Origin of the sequence: Sphingomonas sp. DBB INV C78, from assembly GCF_042693015.1 — a bacterium.
Classification (GTDB): domain Bacteria; phylum Pseudomonadota; class Alphaproteobacteria; order Sphingomonadales; family Sphingomonadaceae; genus Sphingomonas_E.
This window is the reverse complement of sequence record NZ_CP170544.1, coordinates 4,923,133-4,945,191: the sequence shown is the minus strand read 5'-3', so window position 1 is coordinate 4,945,191 and position 22,059 is coordinate 4,923,133. Positions and strand designations below refer to the sequence as shown.

The following is a 22,059-nucleotide window of genomic DNA, read 5'->3' as shown; positions in this document are numbered from 1 at the left end:
CCCGCCAACTCATTGAGTTGACGGGCTTTTTGAATGGTGGGCGTGGCAAGGATTGAACTTGCGACCCCTGCGATGTCAACACAGCTCACCCGCGCAAATCTCCCGTTTTTTGCGGTATCCAGCATCAGCTTTGTCCCATTTGTCGCCTTTATGACCTTGTTCCGTTTCAGTGGTTGGTTCACCCTGACCCGACCGACCACTGCGGGTGACGTCGTAGAAAATCCTAAGCTTTAAGAAACAGATACGGAAAATTTCAGGCCCTGCCGGAGTCAAGTACGTGACCAAAGCGCCAAGGTCGACGAGCGTGCGAAAAGGCCGGTCACGAACCGACGTTGAGCGCGTTCATCACGTTCTTAAGGTGACCGCCTGGGGCTACGATTACTCCCTTCGCTCAAGTGATCCAAAGAGCCGGTGGGACGGAATGGCCTATTCAGAGCTGGCGACACTCGATTTCGCAGGTGAGCTCATTCGGACAGAGCGCAGCAAATACGCCTTGGGTAAGGTGACCCTGAGCGCCAGACAGGGCATATTGGAAGAACCTCTCACCGCTGCGGCTCGCTGCCTCGGCAATTTGTCGGGGAGAGGCGATGTGCTTGAGGCTTACATTTTCGTGCCTGTTGAGCGGATGTCGGAACTTGTCTTAGTCGCGCAAGCCGGTCGGATCCAGTTCATCAGCTTTGTCGCTTCAAAGCTTCGATATGGATCTGGCGCGGTCTATGGTGTCGCGCTTCACTCCGAGGCCGACGAGGAATGGCAGTGACCGAAGCTTTCACAGACTGCGGATTTCCGAGTGCTCGTATGTGCGGCCGCAGGAGCGATGGTCGCTCGTGCTCCATCTTGGCCCGTGGTGCGATGCCAGCGATTTCGTTCTACAGCCCCGTCATACAGCGTTGCCGCTGAAGCAACCTCCGCCTAAGCTTCGAAAACAGGGGGAACTAATGCCGAAGCGTAACAGCGTGCGTACCGGAAGCGAATTGTTCATCGTCGACAATAGGGACGAGGACTGGAAGGCCCAACGCTACCTCCACGATTGGTGCGGTCTATCCAAGGGCATCGACGTTGCCACGGCCTATTGGGAGATCGGCTCCCTTCTCGCTCTCGATGAGGAGTGGCAGAAGGTCGACGCGATCCGCATCCTCATGGGCGACGAAGTCAGTCGTCGTACCAAAAATGCTTTCCAACGCGCTGTCAGCGAGCGCGTCACCCGATTGAACGATAGCCTGGAAGCCGAAAAGGAAAAGAATGACTTCCTAAGCGGCGTTCCCGCGATTGCCGAGTCTCTGCGCACGGGAAAGATACGGGCCCGCGTGTATCGCAAGGCGAAATTCCACGCCAAAGCATACATCACCCACGCTAGGCAGGAGGTTATCGGATCGGCCGCATTGGTTGGCTCATCCAACTTCACGCGCCCTGGCCTCACGCAAAACATCGAGCTCAACGTGCAGATCACCGGTCAGCCTGTGAGCGTTCTGCAGGAGTGGTATGAGGAACACTGGGAGGAAGCCGAAGACGTTACGCCGGAGATGCTCCGGACGGTCGAACGGCACATCCAAGAGTTCACGCCATTCGACATCTATGCCCGCTCCTTGTTGGAATATTTTGCGCACAAGGAGCTTTCCGCTGGTGAGTGGGAGAAGCAGCAGTCAATGATCTGGCCGCTGCTCGACGGTTATCAGCGCGAAGGCTACGGTGCCCTGATGAAGATCGCGAGGCGCTATGGCGGCGCCTTTCTCTGCGATGGCGTCGGTCTCGGCAAGACCTTCGTGGGCCTAATGGTGCTTGAGCGCCTGGTTCAACATGAGCGCAAAAAGGTGCTGTTGCTCGTGCCTAAATCGGCGCGCGAGTCGGTATGGATCGCCAATCTGCGTAAGTATCTGCCCCGGCTCGCCGATGGCGTGTTCAGCAACCTCAAGATCATGAACCACACGGACCTGAGCCGCGACAAGCTGTCCGAGGAACTCCAGCAGGTCGCCGATCAAGCCGACGCGATCATCATCGACGAGGCGCATAACTTTCGCAACCCTGGCGTGGCCGGCGAAGGCCAGCGCAGCGAGTCCCGCTACCGCACGTTGCAACGGATCGCGCAGGGCAAGGAAATGTACCTGCTTACCGCAACCCCGGTGAACAACAGCATCCTCGACCTCATGCACCTGATTGGGCTTTTTGCGGGCGACGGCGAGAAGCTGAAACGCGCCCCTCTCGGCATCCATTCGCTGAAGGGTCATTTCCGATCGCTAGAGAAAAAAATCCGCCAAGCGAGCGGCGAAGCGTCATCCGATGCGCAGGGTGACCTCTTCGCCGTGGATGAGGACGTGATGAGCGGCGAAGCGCACGAGGTCTTCGCCCTCGACCCGATCGTGAGTGAGCTCGTCGTGCAGCGAAGCCGGGCTTATGTGAAGGCAAGTCAGCTGAAGGAAACCAAGGGAGCGGCTGTCTTCCCCGTCCGCGACGATCCAATTGTCGCCAATTACAAAAGCAGCACTCTTCAATCCACGCTGCTTGAACTCGTTGAGGACGCCTTCGCTCGCTCGCGGCCTCTGCTTTCACTCGCCATCTACAACCCTGACGATTTCCCCAAAGGAGTGGGCGACGAGACGGTTAGCGACTTCGATCGCGGTCGCCGCAGACAGGTGGTTCGCCTGATCCGCGTCGGGCTGCTCAAGAAACTCGAGAGCTCGACGGTTGCCTTCGACCATAGCTGCCAACGGCTGTTCACTAAGCTGCTCACCTTTGCCGAGGCGCATGTGGAGACGCCAGAGGAAAAGCGCCGGCTGGAGCGCGAGAAACACCGTCACGAGGACATCATCGAGTTCATCGCCGCTCGCCAAGCCGCGTGGCGGGATGAAGAGCGCGAGGAAGGCGACGACCTGGTCACGCCGGAAATGCTGCTTTCGGTCGATAGGCTCGATCGCGACCAATATGACGTGGAGGCGATCCTAGACGAAACCTACAACGACCTCATCCAGCTTGCTCGCTTTATCCACGAACTTCGGGCCTTCACGCCAGACCAGGACGGTAAGCTGAAGGCGCTCATCACGCTCCTCAAGACGGACCCGGTGCTGAAAGAGCACAAGGTCCTGATCTTCACCGAGTACATGACCACCGCTCGCTTCTTACGCGATCAGTTGCGCGAGGCTGGGGTCGAAGGTGTCGAGGAAGTCGACTCTGCAACCAAGATAGACCGTGGTGAGGTGATTAAGCGCTTTGCACCCTATTATAACGGCTCTTCGAGCCAGGAACTCGCCGACCGCAAAGCGCCCGAGACCCGCGTTCTCATCTCGACCGACGTTCTGTCGGAGGGCCTGAACCTCCAGGACGCGACGCGCCTCATCAACTACGACCTCCATTGGAACCCAGTGCGCTTGATGCAGCGGATTGGCCGTGTCGACCGACGCATGAACCCGGCGATCGAAGCCAAGCTGGTCAAGGATCACCCGGAGGTCGCGAAGCTGCGCGGGCGTGTCGCCTATTGGAACTTCCTACCGCCCGGCGATGTCGATCGGCTGCTCAACCTCTACAATCGCGTCGCTGGCAAGGCGCTCCGCATCTCCAAGCTGTTTGGCATCGAGGGCAGGAAGCTGCTGACCGCCAGCGATGACTATGATGATCTGCGCGACCTCAACCAGGCAATGGAGGGCGAGGAAACGGCCGAGGAGCGGCTACGCAATGAGCTACGTGACCTGCTGCTGTCCGATCCTGCGCTAGACGCGCGCCTCGTGAGCCTTCCCAACCGCATTTTCAGTGGACGCGAGCGCCTGGTAGGTGCGCCCAAGGGCATTTTCTTCTGTTGGTCGCTCCCCGGTCGCCGGCCCGATCCTGACCCCGAAGCCGAGGAGGCCGAAAATTGGACCGACGCGGATGGCCGCGTCGCGTGGTATTATCTCGATCTCGCAACCAGCCAGATCGGTGAAAGCGCGGCGCAAATATCGGACATGATCCGAAGCACGCCGGAGACGCAGCGCCGCCTCGACACCTCGCGTGACACGCTGCGTCAGGCGCGCGAGACGATCGAGCGCCACATCGGCAACACATATCTAAGACAGGTTCAGGCACCTGCTGGCGTCAAGCCGATCCTAAAGGCGTGGATGGAACTCAACTGATGCTCGACACCGGCAAACTCGATCAGATCACCAGCTTCCCCGCGCTGATCGACTATCTGCGCGACCAGTTGGACTGGCCCATCGAGGAATATAGCTTCGACGATCTTACCTACGAATGGGATCCCAAGGAGTTCGGCCTCAAGGTCGACGAAGTCGCCGGCCAAGTGGAGATTAAGCAGCTCCGCCCGATCGAGCGTGAGCCTTGGGGCATCTTCTTCCTCAGCCTTCCCCACCGCAAGATCCCGGTGACAGTGCTGCGCCGCATTCTGGGTCATCTGGCAGTAAAAAAGCGCGCCTCGGCTAATGCCGGCAGCCGGGCCGCTTGGGACAAGGGTGACTTGCTCTTCATCGCTGCGCATGGAGCGGGGGCGGAGCGCGGCCTCGCCTTCGCGCATTTCCACGAGGATAGGGCGCATGGCGACCTTCCCACGCTCAATGTGCTGGGCTGGGACAGTGGCGACACCATCCGCCGCCTCTCGGCTACCCACGCGACACTGAAAGATAAACTCCACTGGCGTGATCCAAGCGAGAACGATGAGCAATGGCGTGCCCGCTGGACGGCTGGCTTCCGCGAGAAGCCGGGCGAAGTGGTTGCAACCTCCAGGGCAATGGCAAAGGAACTGGCCCGACTTGCCCGCGAAATACGCCGACGTGCCAACGAGCTGTTGGAACAGGAGAACGACAGTGGCCCGCTCCGCACGCTGCACAAGGCGTTCAAGGAAGCGCTAATCCACGATTTGAAACACGACGACTTTGCGGACATGTATGCGCAGACCATCGCTTATGGTCTGCTCTCGGCGCGGATCAGCCGCGAGTCCGGGGCGCTGATTGCGGACGATACGACTGCGCTGGCGCCGCCGACCAACCCATTCCTCAAAGAGCTGCTCGAAACCTTCCTCCACGCGGGAGGGCGCAAAGGCGGCATGGATTTCGACGAACTCGGCGTGAACAACGTGGTCGAAATGCTGCGCCGCGCGAACATGGAGGCGGTGCTCCGCGACTTCGACGATCGCAACCCCAACGAAGACCCGGTCATCCATTTCTACGAGCTGTTCCTCAAGGAATATGACTCGAAGAAGCGGATGCAGCGCGGCGTCTTCTACACCCCGCGCCCGGTGGTCAACTTCATCGTCCGCTCGGTGGACGAGGTGCTGCGTACCGAGTTCGGCCTCGAAGACGGCCTCGCCTCCACCGCCACTTGGGGCGAGGTGATCGCGGCGAAGCCGGAGATCAAGCTGCCTGAGTGCACGAAGGAGGACGATCCTTTCGTCCGCATCCTCGATCCCGCCACCGGGACCGGTACCTTTCTGGTCGAGACCGTGGATCTGGTCTACGCGCGGATGGAGGAGAAGTGGCGCAAGGCCGGAAAGAGCAAGGTGGAGATCGCCGCGCTCTGGAACGATTATGTTCCGAACCACCTGCTCCCGCGGCTCTACGCCTTCGAGCTGATGATGGCGCCCTACGCAATCGCGCACATGAAACTGGGGTTGAAGCTCTTTGAGACCGGCTACCGCTTCGGCAGCGACGAGCGCGCACGCATCTATCTCACCAACGCACTGGAGCCGGCGCAGGACTTCGACATGCAATTGGAGTTCATGTCGTCTGCGCTGGCACACGAGGCCAAGGCGGCGAACGCTGCCAAGGAGGAGGCGTTCACGGTGGTGATGGGGAACCCGCCGTATTCGCTCGAGTCCGGAAACTTGAACGATCAGCATAAAGTCGTCGTGCAGCGTTATCGCTTCTTGGATGGTGTACGGATCAAAGAGCGTGCGGCTTTGCAGTTCGAGAAAGTGATCAACGACGACTATGTGAAGTTTACGGCGTTCGGCGAACGCCTGATCGCCAGTTCTGGCATTGGGTGCTCCTGCACAATCACAAGCCACGGCTTCGTTGACAGCTTGTTTTTACGTGGAATGCGGTCCGAACTTCTCAAAACCTACAAGGGTCTGGCCGTGTTGGACCTACACGGAAACAGCGCAAAGCAGGAAGAGAGCCCAGAGGGCGGCAGCAACCAAAACGTGTTCGACATTCAGCAAGGCGTGGCTATCACATTGGGTGTGGCAAAGCCGGAAACGCAACCGGTATTTGCCAAAGGTGATCTGTGGGGCGATCGCGACGAAAAGCACCATCGCATAGCCGGACACACGATCTACGAACTGACAAGAGAAGCGCCGTTTCCGCGATCGCCCAAATATCTTTTCGCTAGCGGCAATGCGACGGGTGACTCCTGCTACGAAAACTTTCCGGCGGTCTCTGATATTTTCCGCCAATATGGCGCGGGCTTTATAACTGCGCGAGACAATCTGGTGCTCGATTTTGATCGACAAATTGTCGCTGATCGCGTGAAGGCTTTTGGCAGTCCGGATCTGACGGACGCAGAGGCGCTCGAGACATTTAATGTGTCGGATAAGAAGGGTTGGTCGGTCGAGAAGGCACGTGCAAGCCTGCGCAGATCGGACATCGAAAACGATATGGAGGAAGCGCTCTATCGTCCCTTTGATTATCGAGCCCTGTTTTACAATGACGCCCTAGTCTGGGGACGATCATTTCCGACGATGCGACACATCGTCGGGGTCCGCAACAACGTATCACTAATTACCACGAAGGTGACCAAGGATCGCTGGGACGTGGGTTGCACAACTCGCGTTACAGCCCACAAGGCTGTGTCCGCATACGATACCAGCTCGGTATTCCCCCTCTTTCTAGCGCCGGACGGAGTTGGAAAGGGAGTCACCCCAAATTTTCAGCCATCGGTAGTTTCCCGGACAATTGAACTGATCGGACTCGCTTTCGACGATGGTAGCGCAAGCCAACAACCATCGTCTGCAGCAGAGTCCCTCGCCAATCGTGAACAGGTTGCGCCGCCTACGCGCGAACGCGGTGATCTCACCGCCACCTTCGGCCCACGCGACGTGTTCGACTGGATCTATGCGGCGCTCCATTCGCCGGCCTATCGCGCGCGCTATGCCGATTACCTGAAGAGCGACTTCGCCCGCGTGCCGCTGCCCGGATCGCGCGAGTTGTTCCAGGCGCTTGTGCCGCTCGGCACAAGGCTGGTGGCGCTACACCTGCTCGATGTCGACACCGCGCCCGAGCTGAAGGACCCTAAGGAGGTGCGCTTCGCCGGCCATGGTGAGACGCGCGTCGAGCAAGTGCCGGCCTGGACCGTGCCCAGCGGCGGTCGCGTCAATATCTCTGCCCATCGCTGGTTCGAAGGCGTGCCTGAGCGCGTGTGGAACTTTCACATAGGCGGCTACCAGCCCGCGCAGAAATGGCTTAAGGACCGCGCCGCGAAAGGCGGCAAGAAAGCCAACCCTGGCCGCATCCTCACCGCCGACGACCAGCTCCACTACCGCCGAATGATCGTGGCAATGGACAAAACCATCGACCTGATGGGCGAAATCGACCGAGTAATCGACGCCCACGGCGGTTGGCCAGGGGCGTTCAAGGGCATGAGCGATGATGCCAAGACGGAGGCGGCAAAATGAACGCGCCGGTCCGAACCCACGCTCGGTCGTTGTCGCGTTGGCATGGCCGCCCGGTCGAGCGCCACTCAGGCTGCTGGGCGGACGTCCGCGGGCGCATACCAGTGTTTGCCAGCGCGCCTTTCACAGCGGGCGAAGACTCGCGCGCGAACCCGTATCTGGGAGCCATCGTGCGCCTCCCGCTCGATGCGACGGAACGTCCCGTTCCGGTGGGCGCGGTTTCGCCGAGTTATGCGCTGGTGCAACACCGCGGCCTCGGCGAGCTGTGCATCGAAAGCTTGCAAGCGCTGGACCTTTACTATGAGCGGCTGCGCTGCGACCTGGAGATTTCGGAGCTGGGCGAGTGGGCACACCTGCGTTTCCGTCTCGGCGACACCTACACACTAGTGCCGCCAGACGGTCATGCTCTCGACCTATGCATCGACGTCTATAATTCGGTGGACGGATCGAGCCGCCTAATCCTTGAGGTGAGCTGGCTGCGGCTGATCTGCACCAACGGTCTGGTGGTTCGCAATTCCGAACTGGGCCTCAAGGCAGCGCACGACCGCCGGCTGGACCTCGACATGATCGGTCACGCCATTCACCGTGGCCTGAGGGCGGCGGACGAGGATCTTAAAACGCTTCGGCTATGGTGGGAAAGCCAACTTCGCTTGGACGAACTCATGCGCTGGGCGGACGGCCCGCTTGCCCTCCGCTGGGGGAGGGTGGCAGCGGCACGCTGTCTTCACATCTGCCGGACCGGACACGACGCGCGGCCGGTCCCGTTTGAGGGTGGCGAGCCGTCCAAAAGGGCGATGATCGCCGGCGAACTGGTGCCGGGCGCTGCCTTTCCCGCCGATACCGTTTATGATCTCGCCCAAGCGCTTTCCTGGATCGCCAGTACACAACCGGACGTGACCGAGCGCCGCGCATGGCAGTCCGACATACCGGAACTGCTCGACAAGCTCGACGGCTGGCCCAGGGGCGTTCCTGTAATGAGCGACGAGTCGGGATCATAGGCATGTGTCCATCGCTCGTCGCCTGGCTTGCATCTTCCCGCGCCAATCTGATCACCGGTGGTCCACTGTATCGGAAGTCGCACCTCCTTACGGCGGACGCGGACGGTACGATCGGCACGGTAAAAACCCGATCTCGTCATCGCGCGGTGGCACGAATTGAATGGCTGATGAAGAGATGAATGGCGAGGGCAGAGCAGAGGCGCGACAATGAGCCGACCCAATCATTCTACCGGTCTCCACGCCTTCGTCAGCCGCGGGCAGCACACCGGCAAGCTGCTTTACCCGCACTTGCACCGCGACGACGCCTATATCGTCTCAAGGACCCGCTTCGAGCGCGATTATGTCCGTGTCAGCGATCCCGCCGAGCTAATCGGCTGGCTGGAAAAAGGTTACCGACTGCGCATGTCCAACCCCGACGTCGGCATAACCGCGCCAAGCTTGGTGGAGCCGGGCGCGATCTATCGGGCGGTGCTACGCTGAGGGGTGAGGTGCCGATAGTAATCGGCGGAGGAGCGATTAGGGGGAGGCATGACTGACACTTTCGCCGAGACCCTATTGGAGCGTGCGCGGGCGCGTGACCTTGATGGCTATGCAAAGGCCATCGCGACCATCCCCGTCCACCGGCTTTCCACCATCGGCAATCTGGAGCCCTTCCGCCAATCAGTGGCGGCGCTGGTGCCGATCGCCACAAGCGGTGCCCCGGCGACCCGGCTCAGGGCGCTGGCGCTGATCGGCCGGGCGGATAATACGACCCGGCAAAAGCAGGAAGCGGTAGCGACCGCTGCGCGCGCGGCCGTTTGCGAACCTCCACCGCAATTCGGGCCCGAAGGGCAAGAAGCGCTGACGTCGGATGACCGCTTTTATATCTCGCTGGTCATCGCTCGCTCGGACGCGGACTGGGTGCCCAGCTATGCGGCGCGCGCGTTGGTCGATGAGGACGGGCAGCCCCGGCAGAAAAACGACGTGCGCAAAGCGTTCGCCGATCTAGCCTTCTCGCGTAGCGATACGCTGGCCGATGCCTTCGCGCTCCTCGCCCGCGCGATACCCGGCTCGCTGCACGAGGATCCCCGCACGAAGGAAGCCGAACTTTCGCGCGCGAAGCGGATCGTCAAGCTGCTGCCTGCAATCGAGGAAGCCACGCGCGGCGCTTTGAGCGATAATGGCGATGATCTGTCCGCCGCCTTCAACGACATGATGCAGTCGCTCATCTTCCGCTATGCCCGCCCAATCACCGGCGCGGAGAGCGACGAAGCGGCGGCGGGCGTGGTGGCTAGAGCGCTGATGCTGCTGTCGACACTGCTGCGCACTCGCTTCCTGATCTCAGTTGAAACCGAAGCCTATAAGACGGTCGGGCGGCTCAAGTACTGGCACAAGACTGACAGCTGGCCCAGGGATGCCGCGGCTGCGCGCCGTCGGCTGGAGCAAACACTACTCCAGGCCATCACGCTGCGCGCGCAGACTGGAAGCGCCTCACAGGAGCTGCTCGCCGTGCTGATCCAACTCGCGGGCGATCGGCGTCGCGTCGAGCCTCAACTCGCCCGACTCGCCGAAGTACCAGGTCTCGCTTCGGAGGTGCAGGATTGGCTGCGCGCGGGTGGTCGCCAAATGGCCCCGCGCTTCCGAACGGATGCTGCGGAGGAAGCCGGCTTGCGCGACATCGATATGGTTCTGGCCGGATCGGCGCTCCGCGCGTTACATGTTCAGTCGCTCGCTGACGGCGATGTCAAGGAAGCGCTCGTGAGCATGCGCGAACAGCGGGCGCCGCCAGTCGAAATCGCGCGAGCGCTGGTGCAGTTCCTCAACTATTCGCGTGCACTCGCCAACGATGTGCTTTCGCTCTCGCGCCGCCGTTCTCTTTCGGCGTTTGGCGAGGTCGGATCAGTGGTCGAAGCCGTGCCGGGCCGGCATCAGCGCGAGGATGGCCAAATGATCGTTACCGAAATGGTACAGATCAAACGCGCCGGGATTGAACGCCTGTTGCCAAATGGCACGACCGAAGTAATTGTGCCGGCGAAAGTTTCTGGAGTGGAAAGCAAGCGCAAATGAACGATGCGTCGCGGGCGTTTCTTACAGCTTTGTTCGAGCGGATTGTTCCTGTACCTAACGGTCTTTACCGTCTGATTGGACCCATCGGTCAATCTGAATATGAAGCGTTTCGAGAAATGGTGGGCCGGGGCGGCGATCCGACCGACACGTCGGAAGCGCCCCCTCCTCTTCCGGGCAGTGAAGGCCTAGCCGGGGTCCGTCCCGTTGAGCTCGATCCCGAACCTTTGCCGGAAATCACCCTCAACACCGCACTGCTTTTAGCGGATCCCGTCAAACAGGGCCGCATCTGCATTGATTTTGGCACGGCGGCGTCCAAGATCGCCTTGGAGCCTGACGGCGGTTATTTTGAGCCGCTCGAAATCGGCAAAGAGGACGGCAGCGACCCTTTCTGGGTGCGCTCGCTGATCGCACTCGACGCGGAAGGCAGGATGGTGTTCGGCCAGCGAGCGAAGCTGGCCGGCGACGCGGGCCTGCCTGTGCTGACGTCTTTCAAGAGTAAGCTGTGGGGAGCGCCCGCCGTACTAGAGGCAGTCGCACTAGAACATGACGGCATCCGCTTCACCTATCGCGACTGCATCCAAGCTTATCTCGGTTTCCTGACCCAGCTCGGCGCGTTGCGGCTCGAGGATCAAGGCATGAGCCCCTGGACGCCGCGACGGTATGCCATGCCCTTCGCTTATGACGCGGGGCGCCGCCATGTCCGCGAGGCGCTGGGCACGATGCTCGGCCGCGCCGCCATCCTCGCCGACACATTCGGAGTCGAGCTGGTGGGTGGAGTAGACACACGTCTTATGCGTGCCGCCCTCAACGCTGTGAAGAGCTTGTCAGCACCGGACTGGCTGCTTGCCGAGCCGGGCTGCGTTGGCGAGCCCGTTGCGGCCGGCGCCTTTGCCATGGATCAGGAACTCAACAATCAGACCGTTTACATGATCGCAGATGTGGGAGCGGGCACTACGGACTTCTGCATCCTCTGCCTGAAGAAGCTCGCCGATGGCGACCTCGTCCCAATCCAAATCCGCGATGGCGCGCTTTCCGTTGAGGTCGCCGGCGATGCCGTAGACGCAGCGCTGGTGGAATTTCTGGTGGAGGAACAGGCGGGCGAGGAACATCGCGGGCGACTTGCCCTGGACGCGCCCGACCTCAAGGAACGGCTCTTCGCTGCGACGGCAGCGGACGACGAGCAATTTGATCACGAGCTCCCCGGCCAGTTCTTGATCAATGTCAGCCGCCAAGATTTTCTCCGGAGCTCGCATTGGGCGAACTTTGTTAGAGAATTGTGCGAGTCGCAGGCGCGGTGCTTCGACGGTGCGGACAGAACCTATCTGCAGCAATATGGCGACGGAGCGATCCGCGTCGTTGTTACAGGCGGCGGCTCGGCCCTTCCACTCAGGGATGCGCTGGCCGAAGGCAGGTCGGAAGGATCCGTGCGCGTCTGGCGTGTTGCCGTCACCGATTTCCCGACCGGGGTCCGCGACCGGTTCGATCAGATACTCGATCGCCTGCCGCGACTCGCCGTCGCGCTTGGTGGCAGCCGTGAACTCCTGCCAACTGATCATGATAGGAGCTGCGCCATCACGAGCCCAGGCTACACCCCGGCATATGTCGTGCCGCCATTCGACAAGACGAAGACCGGCTTCGAGGATGAATGATTAAGATGGTCTGGCGGGTCGCTCCTATTTGGAACGACCCGCCGCCTCTCAACTGTATCGACGCACAACCGCTTCAGCTGATGCCAGCGCTCCCTTGGCCTGCGCCAGCGCGTCAAGAACGATCGTAGCCTCACGTCCGCTAGGATAGGGCCCCCGCGGCGGAAGGTTTCCCGCAGCAAGAGCGACCCCGTCAAAGGTCTTTCCGCTTGCGATCTCGCCGATCCGTCCGCTGTTAACACCGAACCAGGCGGCAATGTCATGCTGGCGGTCGCCGCGGGCAATCATCGTCTTGATGATTGCGGCGTCCCGTTCCGAAAGGCGTATGCCACTATTCACTGCGCGCATATGTTCTCTCCCCTCATGCCGCCTGGCGCCGCTTGAGCAGTTCGGTTTCGAACGCATCATAGGCCAGCGAGTAGCTGCCCTCATTTTTACCGATCTTCTGCGCATCGCCGCCGAATGCCTGGATAAGAACTTTGTACTTGCGGACGATCTCGTCGAGGTGCTCGGTCAAGAAGGTGCCGGGATCGGTCTTCCATTGCACCTTGCCTGCCGCGTCGGTCTCGAGAAGGGCCTTGAGCCCGTAAACAAGCGGCACAATGAAGCCGTCAGGATAACGGTATCCCATCGACACCTTGCCAAAGGGCGTAGTCGGTTTCGTGCGCAGATCCTTGGCCGGTGTTACGGCGCGTAGCATACCGAAGCTGCCTCCGGTGCGATTGTAAGCCAGTGGGAACTCCGCGTAGATTGTGTCGATTAATTCCGGGAGCTCTCCCGCGATCGCGAGCGCGCCACCGATCACCGTGCTGTGCAGTTCATGCGTGCCGTCCGCCATTTTGGTCGAGACATCGGCATTCTCCATCAGGGTGTCGAACGCTGAGGAGCACTTGCCTTTGCCGCTGTAGATGTCCGCAGGGCGCGGCGGTGATACGCCGGGTGGCAGTTCCGCCGCAGAGAGGGGCACCCACGAAAAGGCGACCAGATCACGTACCTTGATCTCGCCGCCGTCGTTGGATTTCCATTCAACCCGCTTGGCGATGCTCGCAGGCACGTGCTTGCGCAGTTCGTCGTAGAAGCCCTTCTTATTCGCCTTGGCCTCGTCTGCGAGTTGGCGGTTGTTATTACGCGCCGCACCGATCTCGAAGAGTGAGCTCGTGAAGGCTTCGAGCGCGAGCGTGTCCTCCGTGTCGGTTGGGATCAGAACTTCAACTGGAATGAGAAAATCGAGAGGTCCGCCGCTGCCCGAGGCGGTCGATGCTTTGAGCGCTGTTACCTCTTTCCGACTGGCCTCCCATGCAGCCCTGAAGTCTGGCCAAGCCTTGATCCTCTTGACTGATTTGGGGTCGCCGTGCGCGACGGCGAGGATATGAGTACCGATTGCCAGCGTGTTGTGACCCCCGTCCAGGATGCCCTCAATGTCAGGATTTTCGAACGTCATGTGGTAACGCCGCCGTTCGAGCTCTCGGCAGTTGGCCGAGGCAACTAGAATGCCCTTTGTCTTAAAAGGAAAGAGCTCCGGCGTCTTCTCGATCGACTCGATAATGTCGGCCGTGATGGGGCCGATCTTAGCTGTGCGTGGATTGGCCTCGAGATCCGCGGCGTCGAGAAGTGGCAGCAGGTTACGCGCACGTACGAAGCCGACGAGGCGCGTGACGGGCCCCTCGGTCTGGCGATCGACGGAGTCAAAGCGGATTATAAGTTCGTTGGGGTTCATGTCTCAGTCTTCCTTACCAGGAGGACCGGATCCGGATGGCGTCGACTTCAAGTCAACGGCGCGCGCGGTTGGCTATTCCACGAACCGTCACCGTCCGGCGACAACCCCATCCAGAACCTGTCCAGGTTCATATCCGACTCGCAGTCCAGCGAGTCGATGCGACTCCTGAAACAAAGGGTAGCCCGCGTCAATCCGCAAAGATCGCTAATCGATCTCCCGCGCCGAACTGGGACCGCGTGCTCGTCGCGCTTCCGTGACTTGAGCTCATTACAAGGCAAAGCACTGAAGCCTCAGTGTCCAGAAAAACGCCCAATTATATCGCGGTAAATCGTCGATAGTCAGAGCTGGATCTTCGCCAATGCAGGAAATGTCGTGGTACCCTTCTGCGTACCGCCGAGCATCAGCTCGCATATCGTCCATGAAGACCACGTCTCGGAGCAATCCAAATTCCCAGGTACGTCGAGCTCTACATATCGGGCTCGAGTTCTTACTCCTCCACGAGGAGATCTCCGGCACTGACTCCGAGAGCGGCGCTGATGCGGGCGATGTTGTCGATCGATACGTTGGTTTCCGCGCGCTCTACCGCACCGATGAAGGTCCGATGCACTTCCGCCCGATCGGCCAGCTCCTCCTGGCTGAGCCCCAGCCGCTTGCGCTGGGCGCGGACCTGCTGCGCGAACACTCGTCGAAGATGGGATGGCGGGGCAACTGGCACGCCATAAGGCGTCGACCGATGACGCCCTCACATTCTACAGCGTATACCTAGCATTTTGCGTTTTACCATGGCACGGCACCCGCTTCGCCACCCGCTCTTCCTGAGCCGCAGAACCAAGATGAGTGATATCCATGCCCCAGGTTGATTATGTGCTGACTACCTTCTCGCCCGCAATGTTCGGGGAGGGTGCGACGGCCCACATCAAGATCATCGAAGCCGAGGAGGCTCGATCCTTAGTCGACACCGATACTAAGATCGTCGCCACGCGAGTGAGCCACGATCGGCTGGCTCATGCACAGCTACCGGGTGCGTCAGAGGAGACGGCACGCTACGCGATGCTGAAGCCGGGAGTCTGCGCTATTCACCTTCACTACCGCGGCCCACAGGTCGGCGACGACGGCAAGCTGCCTGTGGGTAGCATGGTCACGTTCTACCTAATCGAGGTCGAGGAGTATCAGGTGCCCGAAGCAGCATGAACGCAGTTCGGCGATGCGACGCGCCTGGCTACAGACGACTTTCGCCACAGTCGGCCACCGCTACGGGCAGCCACCGCCAAGTCGGACAACCTCGACCCATTAGACAGTTTATAAACGCGCGTGGGGGTGCGCGCGCGTGAACCCCGCGAAGCCCGCAATCAACACACTTCGCATAGACAAACTAGGCTACGATGCGCGCGGCACGAATAACCTGGTTATGATGTGCGGTCTATTGTGACATCCAATTTGTTCTGACTAAACGGACGACCTCCTACGAAGGCAAAGGAGGCTTACTTCGTGAATATCAACATATTCGGAACTTTCGCTCCGCTCTACTGGGCGCACAACCTGCCGGTCATTCCGCTGAAGGAGCATGCTAAGGCTCCAATCATCAACCAGTGGTCGATGTTCGGTTCGCGCATGCCGACCGAGATCGAGATGCAGCACTGGCTGGCCTCGTTTCCGAAGGGCAACATCGGCCTGCCGCTCGGCCCCCAGTCGGGCCTGTGCATGATCGACATCGACACCGAGGACCAGGAGCTCGAAGCCGCGATCCGTGAGATCTGTGGTCCGACCCCGTGGGTGCGTGTGGGCAAGAAGGGCATGGCTCTCGCTTATCGCTTCGCCGGGCAGCCCAACTTCAAGCTGCGGGGCGCCAATGGCGCGATGATCTGCGAGTTTCTCGGGCTCGGCAACCAGGTCGTGCTCCCGCCGTCGATCCACCCAGATTGCCCCGCTTGCGGCGCCAAGAATGTGGCTGGCCCGAACGGAGCCTGCTCCGCCTGCGGTGTCCCGTCGATCGTGTATTCCGCCAACACCAACCTGTGGGAGGTGCTCGACCAGATCCCGACGCTGCCGATGACGATCGAGGAGCGCCTCCGCACCGCGCTCGCCGCCACGGGCCATGGGGCACCGTCAAAGGGCAAGCGCGGAACGCGCGCAGCTGCTGACCGCTCGGGCTCCGATTTTGCGTCGCGGTCGCGCTTCCAGAGCTGGCTGCAGCAGCACCTTGACGAGGCGAAGTCCGAGCTTGGCAAGGAAAACGAGGGTGGGCGGAACAATCGCCTCTTCCAAGTGGCCGTTCGCCTCGCGGAAGATGTTGCCGCCGCGGGTGAGGACTGGCCATCCTATGCCGACGAACTGGCCCAGGTCGCACTTGCGATCGGTCTGGGAGATCGTGAGGTCGCGGCCACGCTCGACAGCGCGTGGCGGACGGGTCGCGAAAATCCTACGGCCTGGATCAGGCTCGCGCGGGATTGGATATACGTGTCGGGTGCCGACCAGTTCATGCATCTCGCGAGCGGCGAGCGGCTGAGTCAGCAGGCATTTCGAACGGAGTTCAATCATCTGCTGTCGATGAAGAAGCAGGGAAACGTTGCCAAGTTCCTCACGGACGGGGGCTACATTGAGATGATCCAGAACGTGAGCTTCGACCCGTGCCAGCCGCGCGGCATATACGAGGCCTATGGACGCCACTGGCTGAACACTTACTGCCCTTCTGCCGTCGAGGCTCAGGAAGGGGATGCCACTCCGTTCCGGGAGTTCGTGGACTATCTGGTGCCCGAGCCAGCCGAGCGGGATCACCTTCTGAAGATGATCGCGCATCTCGTCCGCAACCCAGGCCAGAAGCTGAACCACGCTCTCATTTTCGGGAGCCGGGAGCACGGGATTGGCAAGTCGACGCTGATGGAGATCCTGTTCCAGCTCATGGGTCCTCGGAACTGCCGCAAGGCCACGACGGAGGAGATCGAGAGCCCATACCAGTCGTACATCGAAGGCAAGCTGCTTGTGCTCGTTGAAGAGATCAACTTCGGCGTCGGTCCCAAGGCGTATAACAAGATGAAGGATCTGATCACGGCCACGACGTCCCCCGTCCGACGCCTGTACCAGGACGTGCGCGAGGTTCCGAACATGGCGACATTCGTCTTCTTGACGAACCTCGAAGTGCCCATTCTCATTGATCAGGAAGACCGCCGCATTTTCATGATCAACAGCCCGGCTGTGCCGCGTGAACCGAGCTATTATGTAGAGTTAAACCAGTGGTGGCGAGCCAACCTTGGCGTGATCCGAGCGTATCTCGACGAGATCGAGCTTGAGGATTTCGACCCGTGTGCCCGTCCGCCGATGACCCAAGCAAAGGCCGCGCTCATCGAACGTAGCCGGACCCCGGTCGTTCAGGAGCTGCTGGAGATGCTCGAGGAGCGTCAACCGCCGTTCCACGTCGATGTCTTAACGCTCGGTCAAATCAGCGACGCGATCAACCGCCGCCTCCCGAGGGCCTCTCGCAACGCAATTCAGAACGCGCTGCGACAGATTGGCGCCGTGGATCTTGGGCAGCACCGCATTGGTAACGGCATGCGCATTCCCGGTCGCTTCATCGGCACAGGGGATCGCCCCTGCCTTTGGGCTGTCCGGCATCCAGATTACTGGCAGGCGGCGACGCCCAAGGATCGCATTGAAGAATATCTGGCAGATGAAGGGCGCTTGACCGACCTCCACTTGCCGGCATGTTTCGGGGTTATGCCCGCAAGCTCGCAGCCGCCCGTTGACGCCGAGGAGCCCGTTTTCCAGGAGGAACGGTTGCTGAGGCTCCTGCGGTCAATCTCGGCGCGGACAGTGGAACTCGTCCGGTAGAGGGCGCAGAGGCAGCTGTCTGTCTGTCTAGGTGGATCGGTGCAAACTACGGAGAATGGACCACCGCCTCAGTTGGGATGAGGTTCATACTCCATTACTTCTTAAAAGGGGGCAAGTAGATAGACAAATAGACAGGGTCGAGATCAGCGGCTCGGACTGAACCCTAATTTCTAATATTTTGGCTTATAGCTAGGCTACGATGTTCTTTTATCGGCTTTCAATGTACATCTCTGATTGACGCGGGACTCTCCGACTCCTAACTGCTGAAGACGGACCGACCCGACGCGCCAACGTCGAGCCGGTCCTGACCACCAACCGTCTACTGAGGAGACGAGTCGAATGGCTGCGAAGCCCCATAGCGTGCCCGATGGCGCGTGGAATACCCGATACGCCCACTATTTGAGCTTGACCCAGCGCCTGGAGCAGTCTCCGCCGGAGGAGCACGATGCGCTTGAGCGCGCGATCGCGGCGACCCAGGACGATCTGCTCGACACGCCAGCGCCGAGCTTCACCGCTGTGAAGCAAAAGCTCGAAATGCTCTGGCAGGCGGAATTGCACGGCCTCGACCAGGCGTCTGAAGAACGGCGTCTGGTGCTGGAAGATCTCTCAGGCCTTATTCATGCCCAGAGTGAGCTCCTAGGCGCCGCCTAATCCCCCTAATTCTGCAGTCGGCCGCCCGCTGTGCTTCAGCGGGTCGGTCGGCGCGCGTCAACGGAAAGGGCTGACAATGCCTGATAATTTCAAGAAGCTGCCGGATTATCTCCGCCGGGAGCTCGAATTGCGCCTGTGGGGCGAGTTCAATCCATCCGCCCCCTACGCCGTGATTGTCGCACAGGCAGCGAAAGCGGACATCGACATTGAAGCCTCACTAAACGTGGGACCAACACCTCATGAGGTCATGGACTACATTGCCCTCTCCGAGGAGGACGGCGAGCGTCTCGTCGGCGCCATCGAGTTCGAAATGAACGTCGAGGCGCTAGGATGCAGCGCCGTTCAGCAGATGCGCGCCGTCTACCTCGTCACGCTGCTCAGCGAGGATCAGCGCGCGAAGGGCGACGACGATTGCCTGTTCGGCTGCGCCTTCATCGATTTTGAGATCTTGCTCTGGGAGCATCCAGAAGTCGCCGATGATGATGGCCGTGCCATGCGGATGTCATCTCCACGCTGGTGTGCTCTTCACATGTTGCAACGAGGAGCCATTCCGGAAGCTATCCGTATCCAAGCCGAAAAGTTGATCGCGGCTGAAGTGATGGCTCGCTCGAACCGCGATCAATCGAACGCGTAGCCTAGCTACCGGTCACGCCGAACTTGAGGAGCGGCGGCGCTCCCCGCTACGCGCCTCATCCTCATGACGAGAAAGGCTATTGATGATCGAACCACCTTATACACCCCAGACCTTGGCGCAGCGATGGAGCTGCAGCGCGGAGAAGATCCGCCAAATGGTCCGCCGCGGCGACTTGATCGGTTTCCGCCCCGGCAAACTTATCCGCACTCCAGCGATTGAGGTTCATCGTTACGAATGTCAGCCCCATACAAACTTGTCCTGCACCGCGGAAAGCTTGCCCTCGCCTACGGCTCGGGACGAAGCCGCGTTCGCCTCTCGACTGGGACGAATGACTGCGGCGTAGCAGAAGCTCGCGCTCGGGACATTTGGAGAAACCTTCACAAGCCCGCGTCCGACCGAGTCGCTGACCTGTGGGCGGCCTACTATGAGGACCGTTCGAAGGAGCTTTCAGACCTATCCAGGCTGCAAAATGCCTGGAAGGCTCTGGAGCCGTTCTTTGGTCAGCGTCTCGGCACCACCATTGATCACGACCTGTGTCGCGAATATACGAAGTTGCGGAAGCGCCTCGACCGCGCGGACAGCACGATCCGGATCGAACTCGAATATCTGCGTGCCTGCCTGAACCTGCGTTACGGCCGTGGCAACACGCACGTCTGGACGCCGCCTGCTAGCAAGCCCCGGAGTCGATATCTAACCAAGGATGAGTTGGAAAGACTCCTAGCCCATGTGAAGGCGACTCATGTCAGGCTGTTCATCATCCTGGCAATCACGACCGGCGCTCGGATGAAGTCGATCCTGGCTCTGAAATGGGAACAGGTCGATTTTAAGCACCGGACGATCAACTACGCCCCAGCAGGTCGACACCAGACGAACAAGCGAGAGACGGAGGTGCCGATGAACACCCGGGCCTTCCTCGCGCTTGAGGAGGCTGCCCGAGGCGCGCTCACCACTCATGTGATCGAATGGGACGGCAAACCCCTCAAGAGCATCAAGAAGGCGATCAGAGAAGCGGCCAAGCGCTCGAGCGTGCCTTGCTCGCCCCACGTCTTCCGGCACACGGCGGGAGTGTGGATGGCCCAAGCCGATGTGCCGATGCAGAAGATTGCCCAGTTCTTGGGCCATACTTCGACCCGCGTCACGGAGCGGACCTATGCCCGGTACAGTCCCAGCTTCATGCAGGATGCTGCCGCCGCGTTGGACTGGTGACAGTACGACTGTGCCAACGGGGAACTGTGTGCCCCTGATACCAAAAACCCCGGAGATCGCGGATCTCCGGGGTTTTCGATGGTGGGCGTGGCAAGGATTGAACTTGCGACCCCTGCGATGTCAACACAGTGCTCTACCACTGAGCTACACGCCCGCCGTGAGGCGCTCCCCCTAACGAAGGGTCCCGCGGCTGGCAAGCCGCTCTGCGCAACTTTTACGAAAAAGCCCTCAAATGCCCGTCGCGCTGCCGACTTCGAACATGCGGTCGACCTCCATGACGAGATCGCGCAGGTGGAAGGGCTTGGACAAAACCTTGGCGTTGGGCGGGGTCGCCCCACCTTTCAGGGCAACCGCGGCAAAGCCGGTAATGAACATGACGCGCATGGCCGGCGCGATCACCGCCGCGCGCTGCGCCAGCTCGATCCCGTCCATCTCGGGCATGACGATATCGGTCAGCAGCAGATCGAAGGTATCGCTCTCCAGATAGGGCAGAGCAGCGGTGCCGCGATCCACCGCGGTCACGGCATAGCCGGAACGATCGAGCGCGCGCGCCAGATATTCGCGCATCGAATCGTCGTCTTCGGCCAGCAGAATGCGAATCATTGCGGTCCCCATAGCGGCCGAATTGCCGCCCGCATGTGGCCGTGCTTATGCCCCTTCTGGTTAAAATTTTCCAGCCCCGCGGCAGAAGTCGCCATGGCGCAATTGCAGATCGCGGCGCCTGTGCCTTAGATGGCAGCCGATGTCTGCGGTTCCATCCCAGTCCGAACGGACGCCAGGCTTTGTGCGGCACGGCCCTGCCCGGCCGACATGCCCCGTACTGCTTTCGGTGCCGCATGCCGGGCGGGACTATCCGCCGGCGATGCTGGAGATGGCGCGGGTGCCGCAGGCGCGACTGGAGGCGCTGGAAGATCGCCATGCCGATCTGCTCATCGGCGACGCCGTCGCGGCCGGCTGCACCGCCTTCGTGTCGACGCGCGCGCGCCCCTGGATCGATCTCAACCGCGACGAGCGCGAGCTGGATCCCGGCATGATCGATCCGCTGCCCCGCGGTCGCGGTCTGATCAGCAGCGCCAAGGTGCGCGGCGGCCTCGGCCTCGTGCCGCGCCGGCTCGCGGGGGTCGGAGAGATATGGAATCGGCGACTGACGAACGAAGAGATTGCGGAGCGCGTCGCCCAGCACCATCACCCCTGGCATGCCGCGATCGCCGCGGCCCTCGACGAGGCGCATGGCCGGTTCGGCGTGGCCTTGCTGATCGATTGCCATTCCATGCCGCCCTTGCCGGCCCATGGCGCCACGCGACCGCCGCAGTTCGTGATCGGCGATCGTTATGGCCGGACGGCGCCCTCGCTCCTGGTCGACCGGCTGACGGCGGTGATCGAAGGCGCGGGCTTCATCTGCGGCCGTAACAGCCCTTATGCCGGTGGCCACACGCTCGATCGGCAGGCGGACGTGCCCCGCGGTGTCTATGCGATCCAGATCGAGGTCGACCGCAGCCTTTATCTCGCGCCCGGATTGCGCGACCCCGGTGAGGATCTTCCCCGCATCCGCGCGGTGATCGCCGAGCTTGTCGCGGCCATGGTCGAGGAATTGTCGACGCCGCTGCGCCGCGCGGCGGAATGACCTCATCCACGCAATAAAAAACCACCTCGTGCTTGTGGCACGAGGTGGCCAAGGTTCAGGGAGGAAGCGCGCCCGAAGACGCGCTCATGCGCGGTCGCGAAAGGGGGACACGGCCCGCGCACTAGTC

At 60.9% G+C, this 22,059-nt stretch carries 16 protein-coding genes and 2 tRNA genes; 13 read left to right on the top strand and 5 right to left on the bottom strand.

Annotated features, from left to right (window positions below; all coding sequences use genetic code 11):
* Positions 1 to 34: 34 nt before the first annotated feature.
* Positions 35 to 104 (bottom strand) — tRNA-Leu (locus ACFB49_RS23615).
* 317 nt (positions 105 to 421) lie between these two features.
* On the opposite strand from ACFB49_RS23615, the gene ACFB49_RS23610 reads away from it, so the two are divergent.
* The 7 genes from ACFB49_RS23610 to ACFB49_RS23580 all read left to right on the top strand — a co-directional run bounded on the left by ACFB49_RS23610 (position 422) and on the right by ACFB49_RS23580 (position 12,278).
* Complete coding sequence (locus ACFB49_RS23610) at positions 422 to 760, top strand: hypothetical protein (protein ID WP_380874289.1); 339 nt, start codon at positions 422 to 424, stop codon at positions 758 to 760.
* Positions 761 to 938: 178 nt separating this feature from the next.
* A complete protein-coding gene (locus ACFB49_RS23605) occupies positions 939 to 4,100 on the top strand; it encodes a helicase-related protein (protein WP_380874288.1) in 3,162 nt (1,053 codons plus the stop codon).
* Positions 4,100 to 7,588: a type ISP restriction/modification enzyme gene (locus ACFB49_RS23600; protein WP_380874287.1), complete on the top strand. Its 3,489-nt coding sequence runs from the start codon at positions 4,100 to 4,102 to the stop codon at positions 7,586 to 7,588. The genes ACFB49_RS23605 and ACFB49_RS23600 overlap by 1 nt, the downstream gene beginning before the upstream one ends.
* A gap of 101 nt (positions 7,589 to 7,689) precedes the next feature.
* Positions 7,690 to 8,583, top strand: coding sequence for a DUF932 domain-containing protein (locus tag ACFB49_RS23595; protein WP_380874285.1), 894 nt, complete (start codon positions 7,690 to 7,692; stop codon positions 8,581 to 8,583).
* 207 nt (positions 8,584 to 8,790) lie between these two features.
* Entirely contained in the window at positions 8,791 to 9,063 is a 273-nt protein-coding gene (locus ACFB49_RS23590) for a hypothetical protein (protein WP_380874283.1), read from the top strand.
* A 75-nt stretch (positions 9,064 to 9,138) separates the two neighbouring features.
* Complete coding sequence (locus ACFB49_RS23585; protein ID WP_380874281.1) at positions 9,139 to 10,629, top strand: hypothetical protein; 1,491 nt, start codon at positions 9,139 to 9,141, stop codon at positions 10,627 to 10,629.
* A complete protein-coding gene (locus ACFB49_RS23580; protein WP_380874279.1) occupies positions 10,626 to 12,278 on the top strand; it encodes a hypothetical protein in 1,653 nt (550 codons plus the stop codon). The genes ACFB49_RS23585 and ACFB49_RS23580 overlap by 4 nt, the downstream gene beginning before the upstream one ends.
* A 358-nt stretch (positions 12,279 to 12,636) precedes the next feature.
* Here the strand turns inward: ACFB49_RS23580 and ACFB49_RS23575 are convergent, their stop codons facing one another.
* Both ACFB49_RS23575 and ACFB49_RS23570 read right to left on the bottom strand, forming a co-directional pair.
* On the bottom strand, positions 12,637 to 13,992 hold the full coding sequence (locus ACFB49_RS23575; RefSeq protein WP_380874278.1) for a hypothetical protein: 1,356 nt from the start codon (positions 13,990 to 13,992) through the stop codon (positions 12,637 to 12,639).
* Positions 13,993 to 14,479: 487 nt separating this feature from the next.
* A complete protein-coding gene (locus ACFB49_RS23570; protein WP_380874277.1) occupies positions 14,480 to 14,674 on the bottom strand; it encodes a helix-turn-helix domain-containing protein in 195 nt (64 codons plus the stop codon).
* A gap of 164 nt (positions 14,675 to 14,838) precedes the next feature.
* Here ACFB49_RS23570 and ACFB49_RS23565 point away from each other — a divergent pair, with 164 nt between their 5' ends.
* The 5 genes from ACFB49_RS23565 (at position 14,839) to ACFB49_RS23545 (ending at position 20,308) form a co-directional block, all read left to right on the top strand.
* Entirely contained in the window at positions 14,839 to 15,183 is a 345-nt protein-coding gene (locus tag ACFB49_RS23565) for a hypothetical protein (protein WP_380874275.1), read from the top strand.
* Between the two features lie 297 nt (positions 15,184 to 15,480).
* Positions 15,481 to 17,817 (top strand): DUF5906 domain-containing protein, encoded by a 2,337-nt coding sequence (locus tag ACFB49_RS23560; protein ID WP_380874273.1) that lies wholly within the window; start codon positions 15,481 to 15,483, stop codon positions 17,815 to 17,817.
* Between the two features lie 339 nt (positions 17,818 to 18,156).
* A complete protein-coding gene (locus ACFB49_RS23555) occupies positions 18,157 to 18,468 on the top strand; it encodes a hypothetical protein (protein ID WP_380874271.1) in 312 nt (103 codons plus the stop codon).
* A gap of 76 nt (positions 18,469 to 18,544) precedes the next feature.
* Complete coding sequence (locus ACFB49_RS23550; RefSeq protein WP_380874270.1) at positions 18,545 to 19,102, top strand: hypothetical protein; 558 nt, start codon at positions 18,545 to 18,547, stop codon at positions 19,100 to 19,102.
* A 552-nt stretch (positions 19,103 to 19,654) separates the two neighbouring features.
* Positions 19,655 to 20,308, top strand: a complete 654-nt coding sequence (locus ACFB49_RS23545) for a site-specific integrase (protein WP_380874268.1) — start codon at positions 19,655 to 19,657, stop codon at positions 20,306 to 20,308.
* Between the two features lie 79 nt (positions 20,309 to 20,387).
* Here the strand turns inward: ACFB49_RS23545 and ACFB49_RS23540 are convergent.
* Positions 20,388 to 20,462, bottom strand: a tRNA-Val gene (locus ACFB49_RS23540).
* A gap of 74 nt (positions 20,463 to 20,536) precedes the next feature.
* The gene (gene cpdR / locus ACFB49_RS23535) at positions 20,537 to 20,911 is read right to left on the bottom strand and encodes a cell cycle two-component system response regulator CpdR (RefSeq protein WP_380874267.1); all 375 of its coding nucleotides are present in this window, start codon (positions 20,909 to 20,911) and stop codon (positions 20,537 to 20,539) included.
* Between the two features lie 139 nt (positions 20,912 to 21,050).
* On the opposite strand from cpdR, the gene ACFB49_RS23530 reads away from it, so the two are divergent.
* On the top strand, positions 21,051 to 21,932 hold the full coding sequence (locus ACFB49_RS23530; RefSeq protein ID WP_380874265.1) for an N-formylglutamate amidohydrolase: 882 nt from the start codon (positions 21,051 to 21,053) through the stop codon (positions 21,930 to 21,932).
* The last annotated feature ends 127 nt before the right edge of the window (positions 21,933 to 22,059 follow it).

Bases quoted from the DNA above. Each gene is read 5' to 3' on its own strand.
- ACFB49_RS23610 (WP_380874289.1), top strand. From the start codon at position 422: ATGGCCTATTCAGAGCTGGCGACACTCGATTTCGCAGGTGAGCTCATT.
- ACFB49_RS23605 (WP_380874288.1), top strand. From the start codon at position 939: ATGCCGAAGCGTAACAGCGTGCGTACCGGAAGCGAATTGTTCATCGTC.
- ACFB49_RS23600 (WP_380874287.1), top strand. From the start codon at position 4,100: ATGCTCGACACCGGCAAACTCGATCAGATCACCAGCTTCCCCGCGCTG.
- ACFB49_RS23590 (WP_380874283.1), top strand. From the start codon at position 8,791: ATGAGCCGACCCAATCATTCTACCGGTCTCCACGCCTTCGTCAGCCGC.
- ACFB49_RS23580 (WP_380874279.1), top strand. From the start codon at position 10,626: ATGAACGATGCGTCGCGGGCGTTTCTTACAGCTTTGTTCGAGCGGATT.
- ACFB49_RS23575 (WP_380874278.1), bottom strand. From the start codon at position 13,992: ATGAACCCCAACGAACTTATAATCCGCTTTGACTCCGTCGATCGCCAG.
- ACFB49_RS23565 (WP_380874275.1), top strand. From the start codon at position 14,839: ATGCCCCAGGTTGATTATGTGCTGACTACCTTCTCGCCCGCAATGTTC.
- ACFB49_RS23555 (WP_380874271.1), top strand. From the start codon at position 18,157: ATGGCTGCGAAGCCCCATAGCGTGCCCGATGGCGCGTGGAATACCCGA.
- ACFB49_RS23550 (WP_380874270.1), top strand. From the start codon at position 18,545: ATGCCTGATAATTTCAAGAAGCTGCCGGATTATCTCCGCCGGGAGCTC.
- cpdR (WP_380874267.1), bottom strand. From the start codon at position 20,911: ATGATTCGCATTCTGCTGGCCGAAGACGACGATTCGATGCGCGAATAT.
- ACFB49_RS23530 (WP_380874265.1), top strand. From the start codon at position 21,051: ATGTCTGCGGTTCCATCCCAGTCCGAACGGACGCCAGGCTTTGTGCGG.